This window comes from Sphingomonas sp. (assembly GCF_017304635.1).
Classification (GTDB): domain Bacteria; phylum Pseudomonadota; class Alphaproteobacteria; order Sphingomonadales; family Sphingomonadaceae; genus Sphingomonas.
Genome location: NZ_JAFKMA010000001.1, coordinates 230,381 through 252,137 on the forward strand (window position 1 = coordinate 230,381; position 21,757 = coordinate 252,137).

The 21,757-nt window shown below is 67.3% G+C and carries 20 protein-coding genes and 1 pseudogene; 10 read left to right on the plus strand and 11 right to left on the minus strand.

Annotated elements, in window-relative coordinates:
* Nucleotides 1-42 precede the first annotated feature (42 nt).
* Nucleotides 43-999: an iron exporter MbfA gene (gene mbfA, locus J0I47_RS01095; RefSeq protein WP_294044597.1), complete on the plus strand. Its 957-nt coding sequence runs from the start codon at nucleotides 43-45 to the stop codon at nucleotides 997-999.
* Nucleotides 1,000-1,029: 30 nt separating this feature from the next.
* On the opposite strand, the gene J0I47_RS01100 is transcribed toward mbfA, so the two are convergent.
* The 5 genes and pseudogenes from J0I47_RS01100 to J0I47_RS01115 form a co-directional block, all read right to left on the minus strand.
* Entirely contained in the window at nucleotides 1,030-3,411 is a 2,382-nt protein-coding gene (locus J0I47_RS01100) for a TonB-dependent receptor (RefSeq protein WP_294044598.1), read from the minus strand.
* A gap of 135 nt (nucleotides 3,412-3,546) precedes the next feature.
* On the minus strand, nucleotides 3,547-3,912 hold the full coding sequence (locus J0I47_RS01105; RefSeq protein ID WP_294044599.1) for a hypothetical protein: 366 nt from the start codon (nucleotides 3,910-3,912) through the stop codon (nucleotides 3,547-3,549).
* A gap of 17 nt (nucleotides 3,913-3,929) precedes the next feature.
* Nucleotides 3,930-4,346: pseudogene (locus tag J0I47_RS15745) on the minus strand (class I SAM-dependent methyltransferase); the annotation flags it as partial.
* Between the two features lies 1 nt (nucleotide 4,347).
* Nucleotides 4,348-5,715: a 2-hydroxycarboxylate transporter family protein gene (locus J0I47_RS01110; protein ID WP_294044600.1), complete on the minus strand. Its 1,368-nt coding sequence runs from the start codon at nucleotides 5,713-5,715 to the stop codon at nucleotides 4,348-4,350.
* Nucleotides 5,712-6,479 (minus strand): hypothetical protein, encoded by a 768-nt coding sequence (locus J0I47_RS01115; RefSeq protein ID WP_294044601.1) that lies wholly within the window; start codon nucleotides 6,477-6,479, stop codon nucleotides 5,712-5,714. Before J0I47_RS01115 ends, J0I47_RS01110 begins: the two co-directional genes overlap by 4 nt.
* A 154-nt stretch (nucleotides 6,480-6,633) precedes the next feature.
* On the opposite strand from J0I47_RS01115, the gene J0I47_RS01120 reads away from it, so the two are divergent.
* The 3 genes from J0I47_RS01120 to J0I47_RS01130 all read left to right on the plus strand — a co-directional run bounded on the left by J0I47_RS01120 (nucleotide 6,634) and on the right by J0I47_RS01130 (nucleotide 10,760).
* Nucleotides 6,634-7,296: a response regulator transcription factor gene (locus J0I47_RS01120; RefSeq protein WP_294044602.1), complete on the plus strand. Its 663-nt coding sequence runs from the start codon at nucleotides 6,634-6,636 to the stop codon at nucleotides 7,294-7,296.
* Complete coding sequence (locus J0I47_RS01125) at nucleotides 7,293-8,639, plus strand: ATP-binding protein (RefSeq protein WP_294044603.1); 1,347 nt, start codon at nucleotides 7,293-7,295, stop codon at nucleotides 8,637-8,639. The genes J0I47_RS01120 and J0I47_RS01125 overlap by 4 nt, the downstream gene beginning before the upstream one ends.
* Before the next feature lie 90 nt (nucleotides 8,640-8,729).
* Nucleotides 8,730-10,760, plus strand: a complete 2,031-nt coding sequence (locus J0I47_RS01130) for a PepSY domain-containing protein (RefSeq protein ID WP_294044604.1) — start codon at nucleotides 8,730-8,732, stop codon at nucleotides 10,758-10,760.
* 3 nt (nucleotides 10,761-10,763) lie between these two features.
* Here J0I47_RS01130 and J0I47_RS01135 read toward each other — a convergent pair whose 3' ends face one another.
* On the minus strand, nucleotides 10,764-11,672 hold the full coding sequence (locus J0I47_RS01135) for a neutral zinc metallopeptidase (RefSeq protein WP_294044605.1): 909 nt from the start codon (nucleotides 11,670-11,672) through the stop codon (nucleotides 10,764-10,766).
* A 139-nt stretch (nucleotides 11,673-11,811) separates the two neighbouring features.
* Between J0I47_RS01135 and J0I47_RS01140 the strand changes: the two genes are divergently transcribed.
* Together J0I47_RS01140 and J0I47_RS01145 are read left to right on the plus strand one after the other, a co-directional pair.
* The gene (locus J0I47_RS01140) at nucleotides 11,812-12,597 is read left to right on the plus strand and encodes a 3-hydroxybutyrate dehydrogenase (protein WP_294044606.1); all 786 of its coding nucleotides are present in this window, start codon (nucleotides 11,812-11,814) and stop codon (nucleotides 12,595-12,597) included.
* Nucleotides 12,594-13,205, plus strand: coding sequence for a DUF4893 domain-containing protein (locus J0I47_RS01145; RefSeq protein WP_294044607.1), 612 nt, complete (start codon nucleotides 12,594-12,596; stop codon nucleotides 13,203-13,205). The genes J0I47_RS01140 and J0I47_RS01145 overlap by 4 nt, the downstream gene beginning before the upstream one ends.
* Before the next feature lie 52 nt (nucleotides 13,206-13,257).
* Here J0I47_RS01145 and J0I47_RS01150 read toward each other — a convergent pair whose 3' ends face one another.
* The 4 genes from J0I47_RS01150 to J0I47_RS01165 are packed head-to-tail and all read right to left on the minus strand — an operon-like array spanning nucleotide 13,258 to nucleotide 15,252.
* The gene (locus tag J0I47_RS01150) at nucleotides 13,258-13,845 is read right to left on the minus strand and encodes a hypothetical protein (RefSeq protein WP_294044608.1); all 588 of its coding nucleotides are present in this window, start codon (nucleotides 13,843-13,845) and stop codon (nucleotides 13,258-13,260) included.
* A complete protein-coding gene (locus J0I47_RS01155) occupies nucleotides 13,842-14,786 on the minus strand; it encodes an aldo/keto reductase (RefSeq protein WP_294044609.1) in 945 nt (314 codons plus the stop codon). The genes J0I47_RS01150 and J0I47_RS01155 overlap by 4 nt, the downstream gene beginning before the upstream one ends.
* An 11-nt stretch (nucleotides 14,787-14,797) precedes the next feature.
* Entirely contained in the window at nucleotides 14,798-14,959 is a 162-nt protein-coding gene (locus tag J0I47_RS01160) for a hypothetical protein (RefSeq protein WP_294044610.1), read from the minus strand.
* Nucleotides 14,960-14,982: 23 nt separating this feature from the next.
* Nucleotides 14,983-15,252 (minus strand): hypothetical protein, encoded by a 270-nt coding sequence (locus J0I47_RS01165; RefSeq protein WP_294044611.1) that lies wholly within the window; start codon nucleotides 15,250-15,252, stop codon nucleotides 14,983-14,985.
* Between the two features lie 151 nt (nucleotides 15,253-15,403).
* Between J0I47_RS01165 and J0I47_RS01170 the strand changes: the two genes are divergently transcribed.
* From J0I47_RS01170 to metH, 4 genes are all read left to right on the plus strand, one after another.
* On the plus strand, nucleotides 15,404-16,375 hold the full coding sequence (locus J0I47_RS01170; protein ID WP_294044612.1) for a metalloregulator ArsR/SmtB family transcription factor: 972 nt from the start codon (nucleotides 15,404-15,406) through the stop codon (nucleotides 16,373-16,375).
* Nucleotides 16,375-17,313 (plus strand): methylenetetrahydrofolate reductase, encoded by a 939-nt coding sequence (gene metF / locus J0I47_RS01175; RefSeq protein WP_294044613.1) that lies wholly within the window; start codon nucleotides 16,375-16,377, stop codon nucleotides 17,311-17,313. The genes J0I47_RS01170 and metF overlap by 1 nt, the downstream gene beginning before the upstream one ends.
* Before the next feature lie 107 nt (nucleotides 17,314-17,420).
* Complete coding sequence (locus tag J0I47_RS01180; protein ID WP_294044614.1) at nucleotides 17,421-18,467, plus strand: homocysteine S-methyltransferase family protein; 1,047 nt, start codon at nucleotides 17,421-17,423, stop codon at nucleotides 18,465-18,467.
* A gap of 127 nt (nucleotides 18,468-18,594) precedes the next feature.
* Nucleotides 18,595-21,246 carry a methionine synthase gene (metH, locus tag J0I47_RS01185; protein ID WP_294045828.1) on the plus strand — a complete coding sequence of 884 codons (2,652 nt, stop codon included), beginning with the start codon at nucleotides 18,595-18,597 and terminating at the stop codon, nucleotides 21,244-21,246.
* Between the two features lie 39 nt (nucleotides 21,247-21,285).
* Here metH and J0I47_RS01190 read toward each other — a convergent pair whose 3' ends face one another.
* On the minus strand, nucleotides 21,286-21,741 hold the full coding sequence (locus tag J0I47_RS01190) for a hemerythrin domain-containing protein (RefSeq protein WP_294044615.1): 456 nt from the start codon (nucleotides 21,739-21,741) through the stop codon (nucleotides 21,286-21,288).
* Nucleotides 21,742-21,757 lie beyond the last annotated feature (16 nt).

Genomic DNA, 21,757 nt, shown 5'->3' on the forward strand with positions numbered 1-21,757 from the left:
GGACGCGATCCGGCCCTATTTTAGTCATTCAGGAACCAGCATATGCGATCGTTCGATCAACTCAGCGAGCGTGAAGTCCTCGCGCTGGCGATCAGCAACGAGGAAGAGGATCGCCGCATCTACGGCGATTTCGCCGAGCATCTGCGTGAGAATTATCCGGATTCGGCCAAGGTGTTCGACGATATGGCGGCGGAAGAGGACGAGCATCGCCGCCTGCTGCTCGATCTGTACGAGGAGCGGTTCGGGCGGCACTTGCCCTACATCACGCGGCGCGAGGTGCGCGGAGCGCCACATCCGCGCGAGCCGCGCCAGGTGATTCGGCGCGGGATCGACGCGATCCGCGACGCCGCGCGCATGATGGAGCGCGACGCTAGCCGCTTCTACCAGCAGGCATCGGCGCGGACGACCGACCCCGCGATCCGCAAGTTGCTCGGGGATCTGGCGGCGGCCGAGATGGACCATATGGCCAGCGCCGAGGAAGTGCAGCAACGCCACCTGACCCCCGGCAAGCGCGATGCCGAGGACGACAGCGCGCGCCGCCGCTTCGTGCTGCAGATCGTGCAGCCGGGCTTGGTCGGGCTGATGGACGGATCGGTCTCGACGCTGGCGCCGGTCTTCGCTGCCGCCTTCGCCACGCACCAGCCGTTCAACGCGTTCCTGGTCGGGATGGCGGCGTCGATCGGCGCAGGCATCTCGATGGGGTTCGCCGAGGCGCTGGCCGATGACGGCAAGCTGTCGGGGCGCGGCGCGCCGTTTCTGCGCGGCGCGGTGTGCGGGCTGATGACGACGGCGGGCGGGATCGGCCACACGCTGCCGTTCCTGATCGGCGATTTCCGGCTGGCGATCATCGTCGCCGGCATCGTCGTGCTGATCGAACTCGGCACGATCGCGTGGATTCAGTACAAATATATGGAAACGCCGCCGCTGTCCGCCGCCGCCAAGGTCATGCTGGGCGGTCTACTCGTGCTGGCGGCGGGCATCCTGATCGGGAGCGGGTGACCGGCACGCGGCGCGCGCCGGTCCGATACCCTACAGCTTGATCCGCGCGGTCAGCGTCAGCAGCCGCGGCATGCCCGGCACCAGCTGGATGTCGCCGGTCAGACCCGCGCTTTCGATATAGCGCGTGTCGAACAGGTTGGTGACCTTCAGCGTCAGGTTGAGCCGGTCGCTGGGATTGTAATACAGGCCGGCATCGACCGTGGTGTAGCCTTTGAGCGGCAGCGTGCCGTTTTCCGGCCCCGCAGCGATCGGGCTGACCGGCAACAGGCCGACGCGCTTGCCGATATAGGACACGCCCAAGCCGAGCCCGAGCCGCGCCAGCGCGCCGTCCTGAATGTCGTAACGCGTCCAGAAATTGAACGCGTCGTCCGGCGAGTTGGTCTGTCGCGCGCCGACCTGGGTCGCGACGTTCGAGCTGACGACCCGCGCCTTGGTATGGGCGTAGCCGCCGGTGATATTCCAGCCGGGCAGGGGGTTGGCGTTGACTTCGACCTCGAAGCCGCGTGAACGGTCGGCGCCGAGCTGGTTGGAGCACGTACCGGTGGCGATCGTCGCCCCGGTCGGAATGGCGATTCCCGCCGCGATCAACTGCGCCTGTGTCAGGCAGTTGAAGGTGTTGAGCACGTTCTTGCGCTCGATATCGAAATAGGCGGCGGTGAGATTCAGCCGGCCGTCGAACAGGTTGGTCTTGACGCCGCCCTCATACGATTTCGCCTCGGTCGGCTTGAACGGGTTGAGCCCGAAATTATCCTGCGAGGACGCCGCGACCGGGACGAACGACGTGCTGTAGCTGGCATAGAAGGTCAGGTGCCGGTTGGGCTCGATCAGCAACCCGGCCTGCGGCAACAACTTGGTGTCCTTCTTGTAGATCGGCACGAACGTGGTGATGCGCTTGTCGGAGATCGCCTGCCGCTCGTTGGCGTAGCGGACGCCGACCATCAGTTTCACGATGTCACCGAACGAGATCAGGTCGGACGCATAGGCGCCGAGCGAATTCTGCGACGTGTAGCGCCAGTTCAAGTTGGCCGATTGCCCGGTATTGTAGAGCGGAAAGCTTTCGAGCGCCGGCGCCACGCCGAGCGCCGGGTTGTAGATCGACAGGTTGAGCGAGGTGCAAGCCGGTGTCGGGGTCGGCTGGCAGTTGTAGAATTGCGTGCGGTCGAAGCTCGACGTCTCCTGCCCGCCATTGAACCCGACCAGCAGCGTGTTGCCGATCCCGGCGACCGTGAACTTGGCCGACAGGTTGGTGTCGACGAAGCTGTAGGTGCGCAGGTTGATCTGACCGCGCGCGCGGCGCGTGATCGTGGTCAGCGGGCTGGTCGAAGAGAAACCGATGACGTCGTAATTGCGCTGGCGATCATCGTGATCGACGTAGCGATAGCCGACGTAGAACTTCACTGCGTCACTGAACTGATGGTTGAAATAGACGTTGCCGATCGCCCCGCGCTCGGCGAGGAAATCGCCCGGCTCCTGATAGCTGGTGTCGATATTGGCGATCAGGTTCGCATCCTTGCCGGGCGCGACCAGATAGGTGTCCTGGTGAGTTTTCACGTAGCGATATTCGCCGCCCACGGTCAGCGTGGTGCGCGGCGACAGGCGCCAGGTCAGGCTGGGGGCAATGTAGATCGGCTGCTCATAGGCATATTGCCGGAAGCCGCGGGTATAGCCGGTCTCCCCGACCACGCGGACGGCCAGGTTCTCGGCACTGTCGACCGGCCCGGTGAAGTCGAAAGACACCAGCCCACCGAGCTGGCGGTTGTACGGGCCGAGCCCGGTCAGCCCCTTGAACTCGACCTCGAACTCGGGCGTGAACTTGGGCTTCTTGGTTATGATATTGATGAAGCCGCCGGGCTGGCCCTGGCCGTAGAGGACGGCGGTCGGGCCCTTGACCAGATCGATATGGTCGGTGCCGATGGTCGGCGGCGATCCGAACCGCACCGACAGGCCGGGCAGGCCGTCGGTCAGGATCGCGCCGCGATCACTGCCCGACGTCTTGAACCCGCGGAAGGTGATGTCGTACCCGGTGTTGCCGGCGCGCTGGATGCCGGTCATGTAGCGGTAGAGGTCGGAGACGTTGGTCGTCTCGATCGCCTTCAGGAAATTGCCGTTGTAGCTGTCGGTACTGGCCGGCGTGTCGAGCAGGCGGATGTCCATCTTCGACGCGGTCGATCCTTGCGTATCGACGAAGCGGCCGGTGACGACGATATCCTTCTCATCGGCGGCGGCGGCGTCCGCTGCCGGTTTCGCAGTCTGGCCGGCGGCTTGGTCTGAGGGAGCCGGGGCGGCGGCCGGGTTGGGACCGGTCTGCGCGGAAGCGGGCGTCGCCAGCACGACCGCGAGCGCGCCCAGCGAGCAAGCGCCGATCGTCTTGATCCAAACGGCCCGGCCGGCCGCCATCGCTTCACCCGTCATGATCCCTCTCCCCAGCGGTCACGGGCTCCGGCCTTTTGCCGTGTCCGGACATCGTAGGGAAGGTCTTTGCATATGAGAGCGCGACCCAATCTAAACTGCGCATGAAAACGCGTTAAGCTGAGTGTCAGGACGGCCTCAGCTTCGCCGCCCGAGGTAGAGAGGGGTGAGCACGACATTGGGCGCCGCGCCGCCGAAGCGCCGCTCTACCAGATCGCCGATGCGGTCGAGCAGGCGGTGGCGATCGGCATCCGGCAGCAATCGCACGAACGAGAAACTGGCATAGAGCCCGCGCATCGCGGCGGCGTCGAGCATGCGTTCGGTGGTGAACACCTCCGCTTGCACCGCATCGAACCCGCCGTCGGCCAGTTCGGCGCACTGGCGCTCGCGGTCGAGGTAGCGATGGCCGCCGGCACCCTCGGACGGCGGCAGGGCGAGGCCGTGCAGCGATTCCGCCAGCGCGTCGAAGAACGGATCGCGGTGCGGGTTGCGTAGGAATGCCACCACAATGCGACCGCGCCGCCGCGTCGCACGATCGCGCGCAGCTTGGCATGGCCGGCGGCCGGCTCGATCCAGTGGAACGCGCACGCCGCCACGGCGAGGTCGAACGCGGCGTGCGGCAGGTCGGTATCGACGAACCCGGAATCCACGATGTGGAGACGGCGGTCGGCGATTGTCGCGCGGAGGTATTCGACCATGCCCGCATCAGGCTCGACCGCGACGAGATCGGCGACGCCGCGATCGAGCAGCGCGCGGGTCGCGAGTCCGGTGCCCGGCCCGATTTCGACCACGCGCGGCGCGCTGTCGCCGGCATAGGTCAGGATGCGGTCGAACAGCGCGTCCGGATAGCCGAGGCGCGCCGCGTGATAGCCCGTCGCATCGCTGCCGAAGACGACGCTGCCCGCCGACCGGGCGAGCAACGTCGGGTCGTCGCGCACGTCAGCCGCCAAACCGTGCGAACAGCGCCAGCGCGACGGTCACCGTCAGCGCGCCGCCGATCCGCGTCGCGACCTGCGCGAATGGCATCAGCACCATCCGGTTCGACGCGCTGAGGATCGCGACGTCGCCGGTCCCGCCCTGACTCGCGCGGCACGCGGTGACGATGCCCGCTTCGACCGGATGGATATTCACCAGCCGCCCGGTCACGAAGCCGGTCACGACCAGCGCGCCGACGGTCGCGACGATCGTCAGGATCTCGGCGACGTTGAATGCGCTCATCAGCTTTTCCCACGGCGTCTTGGCGACGCCCAGCGCGAACAGCAGCGGGTAGGTCACCACCTGCGCGAAGAACTGGTAGCTGCGATAGGCGCCCTGTTCGAGCTGCGGCGACACCAGCCGGCCAAGTTTCAGCGCCAGTGCCACGAACAGCATCGTCACCGGCCCGGGAAATCCGGTCAGCTGCTGGACCAAAGCGCCGATCGTGTAGAGCGTCATCGCCAGCACGACCGCGCCGCCGATCGTCGGCAGATCGGGCAGGAAGCGGGGCGCCGCGGAACCGCTCAGCGGCACGTCGTGCTCGCCCGGTTGCAACTCGCCGTCGCCGGTCAGGTGCGGATGTCGCTTGCCGAGCAGGTTGAGCCCGCCAGCGCTCAGCACGGCGGCGAGGTTGCCGAACATCACCGCCGGCAGGATTTCGGCGAGCATATCGCCCTGCGGCATGCCGGACAGCGCGGCGTACCCGATCGACAGCGGAATCGCGCCTTCGCCGACCCCGCCGCCCAGCACCGGCACGACGATGAAGAATGCGACGTGCGACAGGCTGAACCCCAGCGCCACCCCGACCGTGCACCCGGCGATCACCGCGGCGATCGACCCCGCCAGCATCGGCGCCAGAATCTTCAGGAAACCGCCGATCAGCATCCGGCGGTCCATCCCAAGGATCGACCCGACGATGATCGTGCCGATGAACAGATAGAGGAAGTTGCTCTGGTCGGTAAAAGTGGCGATCGACGCCTTGAGCGGGGCCGGGATGATGCCGAGCCAGACCAGCAGCGACGGCACGAATGCGGCCAGGATCGCGGCGGCCCCGACGCGGCGCAACCCGGGCAGATGCTTGCCGACCTCCGCACAGGCGAACCCGCCGGCGGTCAGGATCAGGATATTGGTGGTCAGGTCCGCCGGCACCTTGCCCAGCCGGACATAGGCCGCGATCAGGCCGACGATCACCACGAATACCGGCAGCGGAACGATACCGATTCGCGTCTCCATGATCCGCCACCACCAGCCCGGGCCGCTCTCGCCATCGGCAGTGTGTGCCGGGTCGACCGGCGTCACCTCGACCTGCGCAGAGCCGGCGAGCGGGGTCACCGGAACGGCACCCCGACGATCGCCTTGACCGTCCAATGGTCCTTGTTGGCGCCGTAGCCGCGGCCGACCCCGACATTCAGGTCCCATTTGCCGACATGCGTATCGGCGGTCAGGTAGGTCGACTGGTCGCTGGTACCGAACCGCCCCAGCCGGCGAAATTCGCCGACGCCGTTGTAGTTCTCGATTCCGATCGAGAAGCCGCGCGTCACCGCATAGCTGATCTTGCTCGCGATCTCGAGCGAGGCGGGACCGGGGGCGGGACCTGACACGGTGAAATCGATATTGGCGTTCGCCGCCACCGTCCAGCGTCCGGCATGGACGCCGCCGATCAGCTTGGCCTCGGCATTGTAGGGGTTCTGGTCGAGCGCGTAGCGGACGCGGCCGATCTCGAAATTGGCCCCCCAGAATACTTTGGTGTCGCGTTGGCTGCCGATATATTTCAGCCGGAACTTGATTCCGTCGACGGTGAAGCGGCCGCGATGGTCGATCGCCGCCAGCGGCAGATACGCGCCGAGCTCGAAATGATCGGACAGGCCGTAGGAGAATTCGGGCGTGATGCGATATTGGTGCAGCGACTGCCGCTCACCGAGATAATCGGGGGTGCGGTCGCCGCTCAGGACGTAATTATTGTGGATGTCGAGCCCGAACTCGCGCGCCCGGCTCATCTCGTCCATATATACCTGGATTTCCTCGGGCGCCGCCGGCGCCGCGACCGGCCAGATCGCGGCCATGACGGACGCCATCGCCACCAGATTGTGCCGCATCGTCTCAATCCTCCCCCAGCGCGATCGTTCGCTGACGGGCCTGCTACCGAAGCGGCGCGCGGCGGGGCTGTATTTTTCCCTAATTCCATTTCAGGTTGCCTTCAGGCAGCGTCGCGCGGCGCCTGTTACGCGCGACGGTGGAGAGGACAGGCGGATGAAGATTCTGGTGGTCGAGGACCACGCCCAGCTCGCCGCCTTCGTTCGGCGGGCACTGACCGAGCAGAGTTATTCAGTGTCGCTCGCGACGACTTGTGCCGAGGCGGCGGACATGCTGGCCGAGGAGAAGTTCGACCTAGTCGTGCTCGATATCGGCCTGCCCGACGGCAGCGGGCTCGGGCTGCTGCGCGCCTGGCGGGAGACCGGGTTTAACGAGCCGGTGCTGATCCTGAGCGCGCGCGACGCGGTCGACGATCGCGTGACCGGGCTCGATATCGGCGCCGACGTATACCTCGCTAAGCCGTTCCAGGTGAACGAACTGCTGGCGAACGTGCGTGCGCTGCTTCGCCGCCAGTCGATCGCGCGCAAGACCATCCTGACCCATCGCGGCATCACGCTCGACCTCGTCGCGCACACCGCGATGCTCGACGGCCGCGCGCTCGAGTTGACCGCCCGCGAGTTCGCGTTGCTCGAAATCTTCCTCCACAATGCCGGCCGCATCCTGACCCGTACCTTCATCAGCGAGAAGATTTGGCAGAGCCACGAGGACGTCGATACCAACCTGCTCGACGTCTATATGAGCCGGTTGCGCGCGCGGATCGAAACGCCGGAGGACAAATATTTCCGCACCGTGCGCGGCGTCGGATACCAGCTGCAATGACCTCGCTCGCGGCACGGCTGACGTTGCTCTATGCCGCGACCTTCCTGATCGCGACTGCCGGCATCCTCGGCATCGGCTATTGGCAGATCGACAACCGGCTGGTCGCGGGCGTCGACCGGCTGCTGACCACCGAGAACCAGCGGATCGACACCCACCTCGATCTGCTGGGGAAGGCCGACGATCCCGCGGTGCTGGCGCGCGGATTGCGGCGGACGACCGACAATGCGGCGGCGCTGTTCCGGGTCGAGATCAAGGATGCGGCGGGGCGCTCGCTGTTCCGCTCGACCAACCTGGCGCAGCCGATCGTGTCGGCCGGCGGCGCGCCCGCGTTTCACAGCATCACCATGCCCGATGGCGAGCGAGTTCGTGTCGGCCGGTTCGCGCACGCCAACGTCTTCGCGCTGATCGCGACGCCGCTGACCAACGTGACCGCCGGGATGTGGGCCTATGTCGAGATGTCGGCGGTATTGCTGGTCGCGATGATCGGGGTGGGGGTGGGGCTGGGCTATGTGCTGAGCCAGGTCGCGCTGCGTCCCTTGCGCGATATCGCGGCGACCGCGTCGCGGGTTGGGTCCGACAATCTCGCCGAGCGGATCCCGGTCGGGCGGCGCGACGACGAGGTGGGGGCGCTGGCGCGGTTGCTGAACGCGATGCTCGATCGCATCGAATCGTCGTTCCGCCAGATCCGCCAGTTCACCGCCGATGCCAGCCATGAGCTCAAGACGCCGCTGTCGCTCGTCCGCCTGCATGCCGAAGCGCTGCTGACCGGCCCGCCACTGTCCGAGCCGCAGGAGAACCATGTCGTCGCGCAGGTGGCGCAGATCGATCAGCTGTCGGCGATGATCGAGGATCTGCTGGTGCTGGCGCGCGCCGATTCGAGCAGCATGGCCTTGGCGATTGCTCCACATGACCCGAGCGCGTTCCTCGACCTGCTCGCGCCCGACGCGCGCGTGCTGGCGGAGGCGAGCCAGTGCCGGCTCGAGATCGCCCATCGCGGCACCGGGACGGCCGCGTTCGATGCCGTCTGGCTGCGGCGGATCGTCTTCAACCTCTTGTCCAACGCCTTTCGCGCGAGCCCGGCGGGCGGCACGGTGACGGTCACGTCGATCCGCGACGCCCGCGGCTGGCGGCTGGCGGTGCGCGACGAGGGCCCGGGCGTGTCGGCCGACGTGCGCGAGCGGTTGTTCGACCGCTTCTTCACCAATGCCGATGGCGGAACAGGGCTCGGGCTCGCGATCTGCCGGAGCATCGTCGAGCTCCATGACGGTACCATCACGGCGGCGCCGGCGCCGGATGGCGGACTCGAAGTCGCATTCGCGATCCCGCACCCGCCGATCACCTGAATACGGTTTCAGGCGGCTTTCAGTCATCCCGCCGACCGTGCCGCTATCCTTTGCCATCCGCACGCATCACGCGCGCCGGCAGGATCGATCATGAGCAGGATCAAGCGCTTCGCGACCTTCACGCATCTGTGGTTCGGGCTCACGGTCGGCCTGCTCGGCTGTTTCCTGGCGGCGACCGGCGGGTGGGTGTTGTTGCGGCCGCAGGGCGATGCGATCGCCAACACCTATCTGGTTTCGCCGACACGGTGCGCGACGCCGACCTCGTTCGACGGCATCCTGAAGACCGCGCGCGGGGTGCACGCGTCGCCGGTCGATTCGCTGTGGTGGAAGGCCGATCCGGCGGCGTCGCTGATGGTGCGGTACAAGGATGAGCAACAGGCCTATTTCGATCGCTGTGACGGGCATCTGCTCGGGCTGCATTCGCGCTGGGACGGCGCGTTCGGGTTCATCGAGAAGCTCCACCGCCTGCGCTTCCTGCCGACCGATATCGCGGGTCAGGTTGCCGCGACGATCGCCGCGTGCATGGCGGTGGTGATGGCGGGGTTCGGGCTGTTCATCTGGTGGCCGCGGCGACGATCGGCGTGGAAGCCGGCGCTGCGCTTCGACGGGTCGCTCGACGGTCGCGCGCGGACGCGCAACCGGCATTCGGTGGTGGGCGCGTTCGCGGCGCCGATGCTGCTGCTGATCGCGGCGACCGGCGTCGTGATCGGGTTCGACTCGGTGCAGGCGTTCATCATGACCGTCACTGGCTCGAAGCCGCTGCACAAGCCCAGGCCGGCGGCATTGCCCAAGGGCCGGCCGGCGGCGGTGGACGCGGCATGGCGCAACGTCGTGGCGCTTGCCGGCACCCTGCCGCGCACCGCGACGCTGAAGCCGCCATCGGCCAAGCAATCCGCGATCGAAATCTATTATAATCTGCCGAGCGACGCGCATCGCGAGATCCGCAACTATGCCTATGCCGAAGCGGCGACGGGCAGCATCGTCCAGGCGACGCCCTACGCCAGATTGTCGCTCGGCCAGCGCATCTATCAATGGATCCTGGGATTGCATCAGGGTGCGGTCGGTGGACTGTTCGGCCAGTTGCTGACGCTCGCGGCGATGCTCGCGATCCTCTATCTCGGCTATAGCGGCGTGCGCAGCTACGTGCAGAAGCGGCTGGGCAAGCGTCCGCCGCTGCTCGTCCGCGTCGCCGCGATCCGGGACGAAGCGCCGGGGATCAAGTCGTTCGAACTGACCTCGGTCGGCCGCCGCCTGCCGCGCTTCGCGGCCGGCGCGCATATCGACGTGCACGTGCCCGATGGCCCCAAGCGGCAATTCTCGCTGACCAACGGTCCGCGCCAGCGCGACCGCTTCACCATCGCGGTGCGGCTGGAGGACGAGTCGCGCGGCGGGTCGCGCGGGATGCACAAGCTGGTGCCGGGGCAGGAACTGCGTATCGGGGCGCCGCGCAACCTGTTCCCGATCGATCGCGCGACGCGCCATGCGACGCTGATCGCGGCGGGCATCGGCATCACGCCGATCCTGAGCATGGCGCGACATCTGGCAGCGCGGCGGGTGCCGTTCGTGATCCACTATTTCGGCCGCGACGCCGAAGGGATGGCGTTCCGCGACGCGCTCGCCGAGCCGCCGCTGGCGGGGCATGTCCAGACGCATGTCGGCCTCGGCCGTGCGGCCATTCCCGCGGCGCTGTCGGCCATCCTCGCGAATCGGCCAGTCGGCGGGCACCTCTACATGTGCGGGCCGGACGGGTTCATGACCGCGGTCGACGAAGTGGTGCAAGCAGCCGGCTGGCCAGCCCGCGCGATCCATCGCGAGCATTTCGCCGCGCCGCTCGCCGCCTCGGCCGGCCCGCGCGAGGCGATCGAGGTCACGCTGGCGCGATCGGGCCGCAAGCTGCTCGTCGCGGCCGACGAAAGCATCCTCGACGCGCTGAAGGCGGCGGGCGTCGCCAGTTCGAGCTCGTGCGAGCAGGGCACCTGTGGCGACTGTGCGCTACGCGTGTGCGCCGGCGAGGTCGACCATCGCGACCACTTTCTGACCGAGGCACAGCGCCAGCGCGGCGACGTCATGCTGCCGTGCGTGTCGCGTGCGCGGGGTCGAGCGTTGACGCTCGACCGGTGAGGGTTACTGGCTGAGTGCGCCCTGGAAGGTGTCGCACTGCTGCGGGTCGCCGGTGTCCATCCCGCGCTTCAGCCATTCCATCCGCTGCGCCGAGGTGCCGTGGGTGAAGCTGTCAGGCACGATGCGGCCCTGCGTCTCCTGCTGCAACGTGTCGTCGCCGATCGCGCGGGCGGCGGTCATGCCTTCCTGGACGTCGCCCGGGTCCATCCGGTCGCGATTCTTTGCCGCCCAGACGCCGGCGAAACAGTCGGCCTGGAGTTCGAGCATCACCGAATAGCGATTGCCCTCCGCCTGGCTCGACCGGGCCTCCATGCGGGTGACCTGATCGGAAATACCGAGCAGGTTCTGGATGTGATGGCCGAATTCGTGCGCGATCACGTAGTCCTGCGCGAAATCGCCCTTCGCGCCGAAGCGGCTGGCGAGTTCGTCGAAGAAGCTGGTGTCGAGGTAAATGTCATGGTCGGTCGGGCAATAGAATGGCCCCATCGCCGATTGCGCCGCACCGCACCCGGACTGGCCAGATCCCGAATAGAAGCGCAGGCCCGGCTTCTGGAAAGTGCGCCCTTGCTGCGCGAAGATCGCTGCCCACGTCTTTTGCGCCGAATCAAAGGCGTTGCATGCGGACTTCGCGTTTGCATTCGCGGTGCAGAGCCGGGTGACTTCCGCCGGACCAGTCGTGGTCTGTTGCGACTGCGGTGCTCCCCCGCTCAATAATCCGCCAAGATTGCCGAATCCGCCGAACACCAGCAACAACCCGAGCACGATCGCCGTTCCGAGACAGCCGAGCCGGCTGAATAGCATCGGCAGGAACGCGAACAGCAGACCGCCACCGCCACCGCCAAGGTTGAACCCGCCGCCGCCACGGGCCTCGCCAACGTCGATGTCGTTAGGATCGAAATCGTCGAGCCGCATCGCGGATGCCCCCTTGGTCGTTGCCGTCGCGTACCAAATGCGCCGCGCTCGTCCGAGTTGCAATCGACGCGTGCAATCGTGCGGTTGATCGCCGGCCTGGCTTGGCCCATGCGATAGCCGCAATCACGAAAGGCACGACATGTTCCTGAAGGGCAAGAGCGCGATCGTCACCGGTTCGACGTCGGGGATCGGCCTGGCTTACGCAAGGGCGCTGGCGGCGGAAGGTGCGGCGGTGGTCATCAACGGCTTCGGCGACGCTGCCGCGATCGAGGCGGAACGCGCGGCGCTGGCGGCGGCGAGCGGATCCGTCGCCCTGTACGACCCCGCCGACATGACGAAGCCGGACGAGATCGCGGCGATGGTGCAGCGTTGCACCGACACGCTCGGCGGCCCCGACATCGTCATCAACAATGCCGGTATCCAGCACGTTGCGCCGGTCGACCAGTTCCCGACCGACAAATGGGACGCGATCATCGCGATCAACCTGTCGAGCGCGTTCCACGTCATCCACGCCGCGGTGCCGGCGATGAAGGCGAAGGGCTGGGGGCGCATCATCTCGACCGCCTCGGCGCACAGCCTGGTCGCGAGCCCCAACAAATCGGCCTATGTCGCGGCCAAGCACGGCGTCGTCGGGCTGAGCAAGGCCGTCGCGCTGGAGGTTGCGCGCGACGGCATCACGGTCAATTGCATCTCGCCCGGCTACGTCTGGACGCCGCTGGTCGAGAACCAGATCCCCGACACGATGAAGGCGCGCGGGCTGACGCGCGAGCAAGTGATGAACGACGTGCTGCTGGCGGCGCAACCGACCAAGCAGTTCGTGACGCCCGAGCAGGTCGCGGCGCTGGCGCTGTTCCTCTGCCGCGACGAAGCGAGCGCGATCACCGGCGCCAATCTGTCGGTCGACGGCGGGTGGACCGCGGCATGACGGCGTTGCGCTGGGCGATGCTCGCGGGGCTGGCGCTGGTCGCGGCGCCGGCGGCGGCGCGCGATTCGGTGCCGACCAACTGGCGCAACGTCGTGGCGGAGCACGACGCGATCAGCCTGCGCAACACGCGCCAGGCGTGGATCGATGCGCTGGCGAAGGCGCGGGCCGGCGGGGCGGGCGCGAGGATCGCGGCGGAGGGCGCCCTGTTCGATTTCGATCGAGCCCAGCCCAAGGTGAAGCTGCCGGTCGGCGAATATCGCTGCCGCGTGTTCAAGCTGGGGGCGAAGGCGGCGGGCAATCTCGATTTCGTCGCCTATCCCTGGGCGCATTGCCAGGTGACCGCCGACGGTCCGCTGACGCACCTGACCAAGCTGGACGGGGCGCAGCGGCAGGACGGGCGGCTGTACGACGATGGTACCGCAAGGCAGGTGTTCCTGGGCACGCTGGCGCTGGCGGACGAGACGAAGTGGCTGACCTATGGCCGCGACACGCTGCGCGACGTCGCGGGCATGGTCGAGCGGGTCGGGCCGGCGCGGTGGCGGATCGCAATCCCCTATCCGAAATTCGAATCCATGCTCGACGTGATCGAGCTGGTGCCGGCGAGTTAGGCGCCACTGGCCTCGCAATGACGAGGGGAAGTCGTCTTGAGGGTATCCCGCGCTAAACGGTCAGTCCGAACTCGCCGACCAGCCAGTCGTATATCTCGGGCAGCTTCTGCCGCACCAGCATGCGCGTATAGGGCGGCCGGGCGGCGTGGCCGCACAACGTCACCGACGCCACCATCGCGAAGAATTCGAGCGGGTTGGTGTAGAGATACGCCTGGGCCGGCCAGTCGCCGCGCGCCTTCGCCGCATCGTAGAAACGGATCACCGTCCGGTTGGCGCGACCGTCGGGCAGGCGCAGCAAATGGTAGCGATGGAGCAGTTCGTGGAGCAGCACCGGATCCTCGGGCGGCGGCAGCGGCGATCGTTGGAAAAACACGCCGCGCGGGCCGGCGCGCGTCTTCGTACCGGCCTCGCGATCGACGGTGATGACCTGATCGGCGAAGAAGGTCGCGATGCCGGGCTTGATCCGCAACGCCTTCACGATCGCGATCTGCGCGTCGAGCGCGGCGGCAAGTTCGGGCGTCCGTTCGCCGCCCTGCCAGTCGATGACGAAGGCGCGCTCGCTCTGGCCGAACGCCAGCCGCGGCAGGGTCGCGGCCGCCGCGCCGGCCAGCAGCGCGCGGCGCGTCGTCGTCGCCGTCACGCGCCTGCCGTATCGAGGGCGTCGATTTGCGCCGGTGTCAGCGCCAGATCCATTGCCGGCAGCAGTTCCTGCAATTGCGCGACGCTGGTTGCGCTAGCGATCGGCGCGGTGATGCCGGGTTGCGCGGCCAGCCACGCCAGCGCGATCTGTGCCAGCGTCGCGCCGGTTTCCGCGGCGATCGCATCCATCGCCGCCAGCACTGCCGGCCCCGTGCCGTCGAGATAGGCCTGCATCCGGCTGCCGCGCACGCTCTTCCCGAAATCCGCGGCGGAGCGGTACTTGCCGGTCAGGAATCCCGAGGCGAGCCCGTAATAGGGCAGCACGCCGATATTGTGCTCGACGCAATAGTCCTGCAACTCGCCCTCGTACTTGTGCCGGCTGACCAGATTGTATTCGGGTTGCAGCGCCTTGAAATGCGGCGCGCCGGCGGCTCGCGCAATGTCGTTGGCCGACTTGAGCCGCGCGGCGTGAAAGTTGGACGCGCCGAGCGTCGCGACCTTGCCCGCCGCGACCAGCTTGGCGAACGCCTCCATATACGCCTCCTGCGGCGTCGCATCGTCGTCCTGGTGCGCGTAGTAGAGCGCGATCTGCTCGACCCCGAGCCGCTTGAGCGAGGCTTCACACGCCGCCGCGATCCGCGCCGGTGCCAGCTTCTCGCCGCCTTCGCCGGGCAGCATGCCGACCTTGGTCGCGACGCCGACCTGCTTGCCGCTCGTCTTCAGCCATTCGCCGATCACGCTCTCCGACTCGCCACCCCGATGCCCCGGCACCCAGGCCGAATAGACATCGGCGGTGTCGACCAATGTCCCGCCGGCATCGACAAAGGCGTCGAGCACGGCGAAGCTGGTCGCCTTGTCCGCGGTCCAGCCGAACACGTTGCCGCCCAGGCACAATTTGGGGGTGTGGAGGTGGCTGGCACCGACGCGGCGCTGTTCGGTCATTGCTGATTTCCCTAATCGGCGGGGGCGGTTGCGTTAGCGGCAGGCGCGCTGGTGGCGGCGTTCGGCGCTTCCTGCGAGGCGGCGGCCTCGTTCAGCATGCGGTCCTCCTCGGGCGACACCGCGCCGGGATCGGCGCGGTGCGAGTTGCACGCCGCCAGCAGGAGTAGGGGCACGGCGAGGGCGAGGCGCACGCGCGTCAGTCCTCGATGTCGTTGCCGATGTCCTTCATCGCGGCGCCGGCCTTGTGCTTGGCGTCGTCGGCGGCGTTGCTGATCTGGTCGGCCTTGTTCTGGGCGTCGCCGAACGCCTTGTCGGCGGCGGCATCGACCGAGTTGACCGCGCGGGCCATCGTGGCGTTGGCGTCGGCGGACATGGTGTTGCCCGCCTGGCCGAGCTCGTCCTGCGCCTTCTGGCTACAGGCGGCGAGCGCGAGCGACGCGAGGGCGAGCGTGAGGGGAAGGCGCATCGACGGTCTCCGAAGGTGTAAAAGGGATCGGGCGGGAAACGTACCGGAGGGCGATCGGCTCCGCAACGATCGGCGGAAGGTGACGAAGTTGACGCGGAGAGGCTAGTTCTCGTTGACCGGATATAAAGATATCTTTATATCTATAAGCGACATGCCGAACACGCTCGACATCTTCCGCGCGCTGGCCGACTCGACGCGGCTGCGAATCGTCGCGCTGGTGCGGTCGATGGAATTGTCGGTCGGCGAACTGGCGCAAGTGCTGGGACAGAGCCAGCCGCGTGTGTCGCGTCACGTCAAAATCCTCGCCGATGCGGGCATTGTCGAGCGTCGCAAGGAAGGAAGTTGGGTTTTCGTGGCGCTGGGCGCTCCGGAAGTTGCCGCCCCTTTGTGCACCGCGCTCGATACGTGGGAGGGCGATCGCGCGCATGCCCGGGCCGAGGCCGACACTGCGCGGCTGGCGGCCGTGCGGGCCGATCGTGCGGCGCATGCGGCGGGCTGGTTCGAACATCATGCCGGCGAATGGGACGCGATCCGCTCGCTCCACGTCGCCGAGGAACAGGTCGAGGCGGCGATGGCCGCGGCGCTGGGCGACGTCCGCATCGGCCAGCTGGTCGATATCGGCACCGGTACCGGGCGGATGCTGGAGTTGTTCGGCCGCCGCGCCGACCATGCGCTGGGGATCGACCGCAGTTCGGAGATGCTGCGGCTGGCCCGCGCCAAGCTGAGCGAGCAAGGCCTCGACCATGCCGAACTGCGCCAGGCCGATCTCTACGCGCTACCGCTCGACGGCGGGTCGGCCGACCTCGCGATCCTGCACCACGTGCTGCACTTCGCGCAGAGCCCCGACGCGGCGATCGCGGAGGCCGCGCGCGTGCTCGGCGCGGGCGGACGGCTGCTGATCGCCGACTTCGCGCCGCACGGTCGCGAGGAGTTGCGGACGCGCGACGCGCACGCCCGGCTCGGCTTTTCGGACGAGCAGATGCTCGGCTGGTTCGAGGCGGCGGGGCTCGCGCCGGTGCGGACCGAAACGCTGGAGGGCGGCGAGTTGACGGTGAAATTGTGGCTCGCGCGCAAGGCCGCCGAGCCGACCACGGGGAAAGTCAGGGTGAAGGAAGCGGCGTGATGAAATCGGTCAAGCAGATCAGCGAGGCGCGCCGCGCCGCCGCCAGCCCGATGTTCGCCGATCTGGCCGGCGATGCTAGTATAAGCTTCGAATTCTTCCCGCCCAAGACGGAGAAGATGGAGGAAACGCTGTGGGAGTCGCTCCAGACGCTCCGGCCGCTCGGTCCGCGCTTCGTCTCGGTGACGTATGGTGCCGGCGGGTCGACCCGCGAACGCACGCACGCGACCGTCGCCCGGATCGCGCGTGAGACCGACATCCCGGCCGCCGCGCACCTGACCTGCGTCGAGGCGACGCGCGACGAGATCGACCAGGTCGCGGAGGATTACTGGAACGCCGGCGTGCGCCACATCGTCGCGTTGCGCGGCGATCCGCCGGTCGCGGGCACCAAGTTCCAGTCGCCGGCGGGGGGCTACGAGAATGCCGCCGCGTTGGTCGCGGGACTGCGCAAGCTGCACCCGTTCGAGATTTCGGTCGCGGCCTATCCCGAATGCCATCCAGATTCGCCCGATGCCGCGCACGACCTCGACAATCTGAAGCGCAAGATCGACGCCGGTGCGACGCGCGCGATCACGCAATTCTTTCACGAGGCCGACACCTTCTTCCGCTTCCGCGACGCCGCGGCGGCGGCGGGGATCGACGCGGAGATCGTGCCGGGCATCATGCCGGTGATGAACTTCGCCAGCGTACAGCGCATGTCGGCGATGTGCGGGACGGCGGTGCCGGCGTGGATGGCGCAATTGTTCGACGGGCTCGACGACCGCCCCGCCGCGCGCCAGTTGGTCGCGGGGACGATCGCGGCGGAGCTCAGCCGCCGGCTCTATGCGGGCGGGGTGCGCGACTTCCACTTCTACACGCTCAACCGCGCCGAACTGAGCTACGCGATCTGCCACTTGCTCGGCATCCGGCCGCAAGGCGCGGCGAAGGCGGCGGCGGCGTAACAATGCCGTCATCCCCGCGAAAGCGGGGACCCAGCTCCTTCGGGTGCAACGGGTGAGACGGTCGGGAGATGGGTTCCCGCTTTCGCGGGAATGACGAGGAATTGATGATGACGGCTCGAGAAAAACTGTTGGCCGAAGCGGCCAAGCGCATCCTCATCACCGACGGTGCGTTCGGGACCGAGATCCAGAACTGGAAGCTGGCCGAGGCCGACTATGCCGGCACGCTGGGCCTGAGCCACGACCAGAAGGGCAACAACGACATCCTGGCGCTGACCAAGCCCGAAGTGCCGGAGACGATCCATCGCGCGTACTTCGCGGCCGGGGCGGACATCGCCGAGACCAACACCTTCTCCGCCAACCGTATCAGCCAGGCCGATTACGGCGCTGAACATCTGGTCCGCGAGATCAATGTCGAGAGCGCGAAGCTCGCGCGGCGGATCGCCGACGAGTTCCAGGCAAAGGATGGCCGCCCGCGCTTCGTGGCGGGCGCGATCGGGCCGACCAACAAGACGCTGTCGCTGTCGCCCGACGTCAACGATCCGGGCTATCGCGAGATCGACTTCGATTATCTCAAGGACGTGTATCGCGAGCAGATCGACGCGCTGGTCGAAGGGGGCGCGGACTTCGTGCTGATCGAGACGGTATTCGATACGCTGAACGCCAAGGCCGGCATCATGGCGGCGATCGAGGCGGGCGAGGCGCTGGGTCGCGACCTGCCGATCATGCTGTCGATGACGCTGACCGATCTGTCCGGGCGCAACCTGTCGGGACATACGGTCGAGGCGTTCTGGCACGCAGTGCGGCACGCCCGGCCGTTGACGATCGGGCTGAATTGTTCGTTCGGAGCCGAGCAGTTACGTCCGCATGTGAAGACGCTGTCGGAACTCGCCGACACGCTCATCATGGTCTATCCGAACGCCGGCCTGCCTAACGAACTGGGTGCGTATGACGAACTGCCCGCGACGACCGCGGGGCTGGTCGGCGAGTGGGCGGAAGCGGGCCAGGTCAACGTGCTCGGCGGTTGCTGCGGCTCGACGCCCGCGCATATCAAGGCGATCGCCGACTTCGTCGCGACCCTGCCGGCGCGCAAAGCGCCGGTCGCGGAGGTGCGGACGCGGCTGGCCGGGCTCGAACCGATGACGATGGCGGCGTGACGTTCCCTCTCCCCTTCGGGGAGAGGGTGCCGAGCGAAGCGAAGGCGGGAGAGGGGCCCGCCGTTTGTGAGACACACTGCCCCTCTCCCCGACCCTCTCCCCGATGGGGAGAGGGAGAAAGCAGATGATGACCAACCTCTCCACCAATTTCGTCAATATCGGCGAGCGGACCAACGTCACCGGCTCGGCGCGGTTCAAGAAGCTCGTCATGGCGGGCGACTATACCGCCGCGATCGAGGTCGCGCGGCAGCAGGTCGAGGCGGGCGCGCAGGTGCTCGACGTCAACATGGACGAGGGGTTGCTCGACGCGCATGCGGCAATGACGACCTTCCTCAAGCTAATCGCCGCCGAACCCGATATCGCGCGCATCCCGGTGATGGTCGATTCGTCCAAGTGGGACGTGATCGAGGCGGGGCTGAAGTGCGTGTCCGGCAAGCCGATCGTCAATTCGATCAGCATGAAGGAAGGCGAGGACAAGTTCCTCGCCGAGGCGCGCAAGTGCATGAATTACGGCGCGGCGGTCGTGGTGATGGCGTTCGACGAGGTCGGCCAAGCAGACACCCAGGCGCGCAAGATCGAGATCTGCGAACGCGCCTACAGCGTCCTGATGTCGATCGGCTTCCCGCCCGAGGACATCATCTTCGACGCCAACGTCTTCGCGGTCGCGACCGGGATCGAGGAGCACAACAATTACGCGGTCGACTTCATCGAGGCGGTGAAGGAGATCAAGGCCCGCTGCCCCCACGTCCACTTCTCGGGCGGCCTGTCGAACCTGTCGTTCAGCTTCCGCGGCAACGAGCCGGTGCGCCGCGCGATGCACTCGGTGTTCCTCTACCACGCGATCCCCGCCGGGCTCGACATGGCGATCGTCAACGCCGGACAATTGGACGTTTACGATACGATCGACCCGGAACTTCGCACCGCGTGTGAAGACGTCATCCTCAACAAGGACCCCGACGCGGGCGAGCGGCTGGTCGCGCTGGCGGAGAAGTTTCGCGGCACCGACGCAGCGGCGGAAAAGGCGGCGGAGGAATGGCGTGGCTGGCCGGTCGCCAAGCGGCTGGAGCATGCGCTGGTCAAGGGCCTCGACCAATATGTCGTCGAGGATACCGAGGAAGCGCGCCAGTCTGCCGCACGGCCGATCGAAGTGATCGAAGGCCCGTTGATGGACGGGATGAACGTCGTCGGCGACCTGTTCGGGTCGGGCAAGATGTTCCTGCCGCAGGTGGTGAAATCGGCGCGCGTGATGAAGAAGGCGGTCGCCCACCTGCTTCCCTTCATCGAAGCGCAGAAGGAGCCCGGCGCCAAAGGCAAGGGCAGGGTCGTGATGGCGACCGTGAAGGGCGACGTCCACGATATCGGCAAGAACATCGTCGGCGTCGTGCTTCAGTGCAACGGTTTCGAGGTGGTCGACCTGGGCGTCATGGTGCCGTGGTCCAGGATCCTGGAGGCGGCGAACGAGAACGACGCCGACATGATCGGGCTGTCGGGCCTCATCACGCCAAGCCTGGACGAGATGGTGACAGTCGCCGAGGAGATGAAGCGGTCGAAGATGACGATGCCGCTCCTGATCGGCGGGGCGACGACGTCTAAGGTGCACACGGCGTTGCGCATCGCGCCGGCCTATGACGGCCCGGTCGTCCACGTGCTCGACGCCAGCCGCGCGGTCGGCGTCGCGACGACGCTCGTCTCCGATACCCAACGCGACGATTACGTGACCAAGGTCGCCGACGAGTATGAGGCCGTCCGCCGCGCGCGCGAGGGCAAGGGGCAGAACGACCTGCTCCCGCTGGCGACCGCGCGCGCCAACGGCTTCGTCGCCGACATGGCGTTGAAGGCGGGCACACCGAAGCAGCCCGGCCGCCACGTCTTCGCCGATTGGGACTTGAACGACCTGCGCGAGTGCATCGACTGGACGCCGTTCTTCCGCGCCTGGGAACTGGCCGGCACCTATCCGGCGATCCTCGACGATGCGGTGGTCGGCGAAAGCGCGGGCTCGCTGTTCGCCGACGCCAACAAGATGCTCGACCGCATCATCGCCGAGAAATGGCTGACCGCGCGCGCCGTCGTCGGGCTGTGGCCGTGCGTGCGCCATGACGACGACGTGTTCGTCGACGGCGAGGGCGTGTGGAGCCCGGAGGAACTCGGCGGCTTGGAATATCTCGGTCTCGCCGACAGCGACGACCTGACGCGCCTGCCGATGCTGCGCCAGCAGATCGCCAAGCGCGAGGGGCGGGCGAACATGTGCCTGGCCGACTTCATCGATCCGGCGGGCGACTGGATCGGCGGGTTCGCGGTCAGCATCCACGGCATCGAGCCGCACCTCGCGCGGTTCAAGGCGGCGATCGACGATTATTCCGACATCCTGCTGAAGGCGCTGGCCGATCGCTTCGCCGAGGCCCTGGCCGAGCGGCTACACCAGCATGTCCGTACCACGCTATGGGGCTATGCGCCTGACGAGCAGTTGACCAACGAAGCGCTGATCCGCGAGCAGTATCGCGGCATCCGCCCGGCGCCCGGCTATCCGGCGTGCCCGGACCACAGCCTGAAGCCGATCCTGTTCAGGCTGCTCGACGCGCACCGCGCGACCGGCATCTCGTTGACCGAAAGCTATGCGATGCTGCCGACCGCGGCGGTCAGCGGGCTCTATTTCGGGCATCCGCAGAGCGAGTATTTCGGCGTCGCGCGGATCGGGATGGATCAGGTCGAGGATTATGCGACGCGGCGCGCCGCCGAGCTGGAGGCGACCAAGCGCTGGCTGCGGCCGAACCTGGACTGAGGCGGTCGTCCGGCTCGGCTCTGCGTTGGCCTCGCCGTCTCAGGCCGCGCTTGCCCCGCGCGCGGTGTCCGTCAGTTCGTCGGCCAGCGGGTAGAGGATCGTGTTCTCACGCTCGATGCGATCGGCGAGGGCGGTGAACACCGCGCGCTGCTCGTCGCGATAGCCGGTCCAGTCGGCGACGATCGCGTCGGGGCTGCGCCAGCGTTCGACGAACGCCATCAGCGCGGGGCCGAGGTGCCCCATCTCCTCGAAGAAGCGCCGCGCCACCGCTGCGGTGCCGCCCTGGCCCGACGCCATCAGCGAGGGATAAAGGTGGCGATCCTCCTGCGCGAAATGGATGCGCAGCGTGCCGACCAGCTTCGCCAGCAGGATCGTCAGGCGGAACGCCTGCGCCGATGTCGGCTGCGCGCCGATCTGGGCGACCATGGCGACGATGTCGGAAACGATCAGCGTCGCGGCATCGTGCTGGCGGCGAAGATTGGCAGTGGCGGACATGTAACTCTCCTATTCG

Bases quoted from the DNA above. Each gene is read 5' to 3' on its own strand.
- J0I47_RS01125 (WP_294044603.1), top strand. From the start codon at position 7,293: ATGACCTCGCTCGCGGCACGGCTGACGTTGCTCTATGCCGCGACCTTC.
- J0I47_RS01120 (WP_294044602.1), top strand. From the start codon at position 6,634: ATGAAGATTCTGGTGGTCGAGGACCACGCCCAGCTCGCCGCCTTCGTT.
- J0I47_RS01145 (WP_294044607.1), top strand. From the start codon at position 12,594: ATGACGGCGTTGCGCTGGGCGATGCTCGCGGGGCTGGCGCTGGTCGCG.
- J0I47_RS01180 (WP_294044614.1), top strand. From the start codon at position 17,421: ATGACGGCTCGAGAAAAACTGTTGGCCGAAGCGGCCAAGCGCATCCTC.
- metF (WP_294044613.1), top strand. From the start codon at position 16,375: ATGAAATCGGTCAAGCAGATCAGCGAGGCGCGCCGCGCCGCCGCCAGC.
- metH (WP_294045828.1), top strand. From the start codon at position 18,595: ATGACCAACCTCTCCACCAATTTCGTCAATATCGGCGAGCGGACCAAC.
- J0I47_RS01170 (WP_294044612.1), top strand. From the start codon at position 15,404: ATGCCGAACACGCTCGACATCTTCCGCGCGCTGGCCGACTCGACGCGG.
- J0I47_RS01100 (WP_294044598.1), bottom strand. From the start codon at position 3,411: ATGACGGGTGAAGCGATGGCGGCCGGCCGGGCCGTTTGGATCAAGACG.
- J0I47_RS01140 (WP_294044606.1), top strand. From the start codon at position 11,812: ATGTTCCTGAAGGGCAAGAGCGCGATCGTCACCGGTTCGACGTCGGGG.
- J0I47_RS01115 (WP_294044601.1), bottom strand. From the start codon at position 6,479: ATGCGGCACAATCTGGTGGCGATGGCGTCCGTCATGGCCGCGATCTGG.
- J0I47_RS01190 (WP_294044615.1), bottom strand. From the start codon at position 21,741: ATGTCCGCCACTGCCAATCTTCGCCGCCAGCACGATGCCGCGACGCTG.
- J0I47_RS01155 (WP_294044609.1), bottom strand. From the start codon at position 14,786: ATGACCGAACAGCGCCGCGTCGGTGCCAGCCACCTCCACACCCCCAAA.
- J0I47_RS01135 (WP_294044605.1), bottom strand. From the start codon at position 11,672: ATGCGGCTCGACGATTTCGATCCTAACGACATCGACGTTGGCGAGGCC.
- J0I47_RS01130 (WP_294044604.1), top strand. From the start codon at position 8,730: ATGAGCAGGATCAAGCGCTTCGCGACCTTCACGCATCTGTGGTTCGGG.
- J0I47_RS01165 (WP_294044611.1), bottom strand. From the start codon at position 15,252: ATGCGCCTTCCCCTCACGCTCGCCCTCGCGTCGCTCGCGCTCGCCGCC.
- mbfA (WP_294044597.1), top strand. From the start codon at position 43: ATGCGATCGTTCGATCAACTCAGCGAGCGTGAAGTCCTCGCGCTGGCG.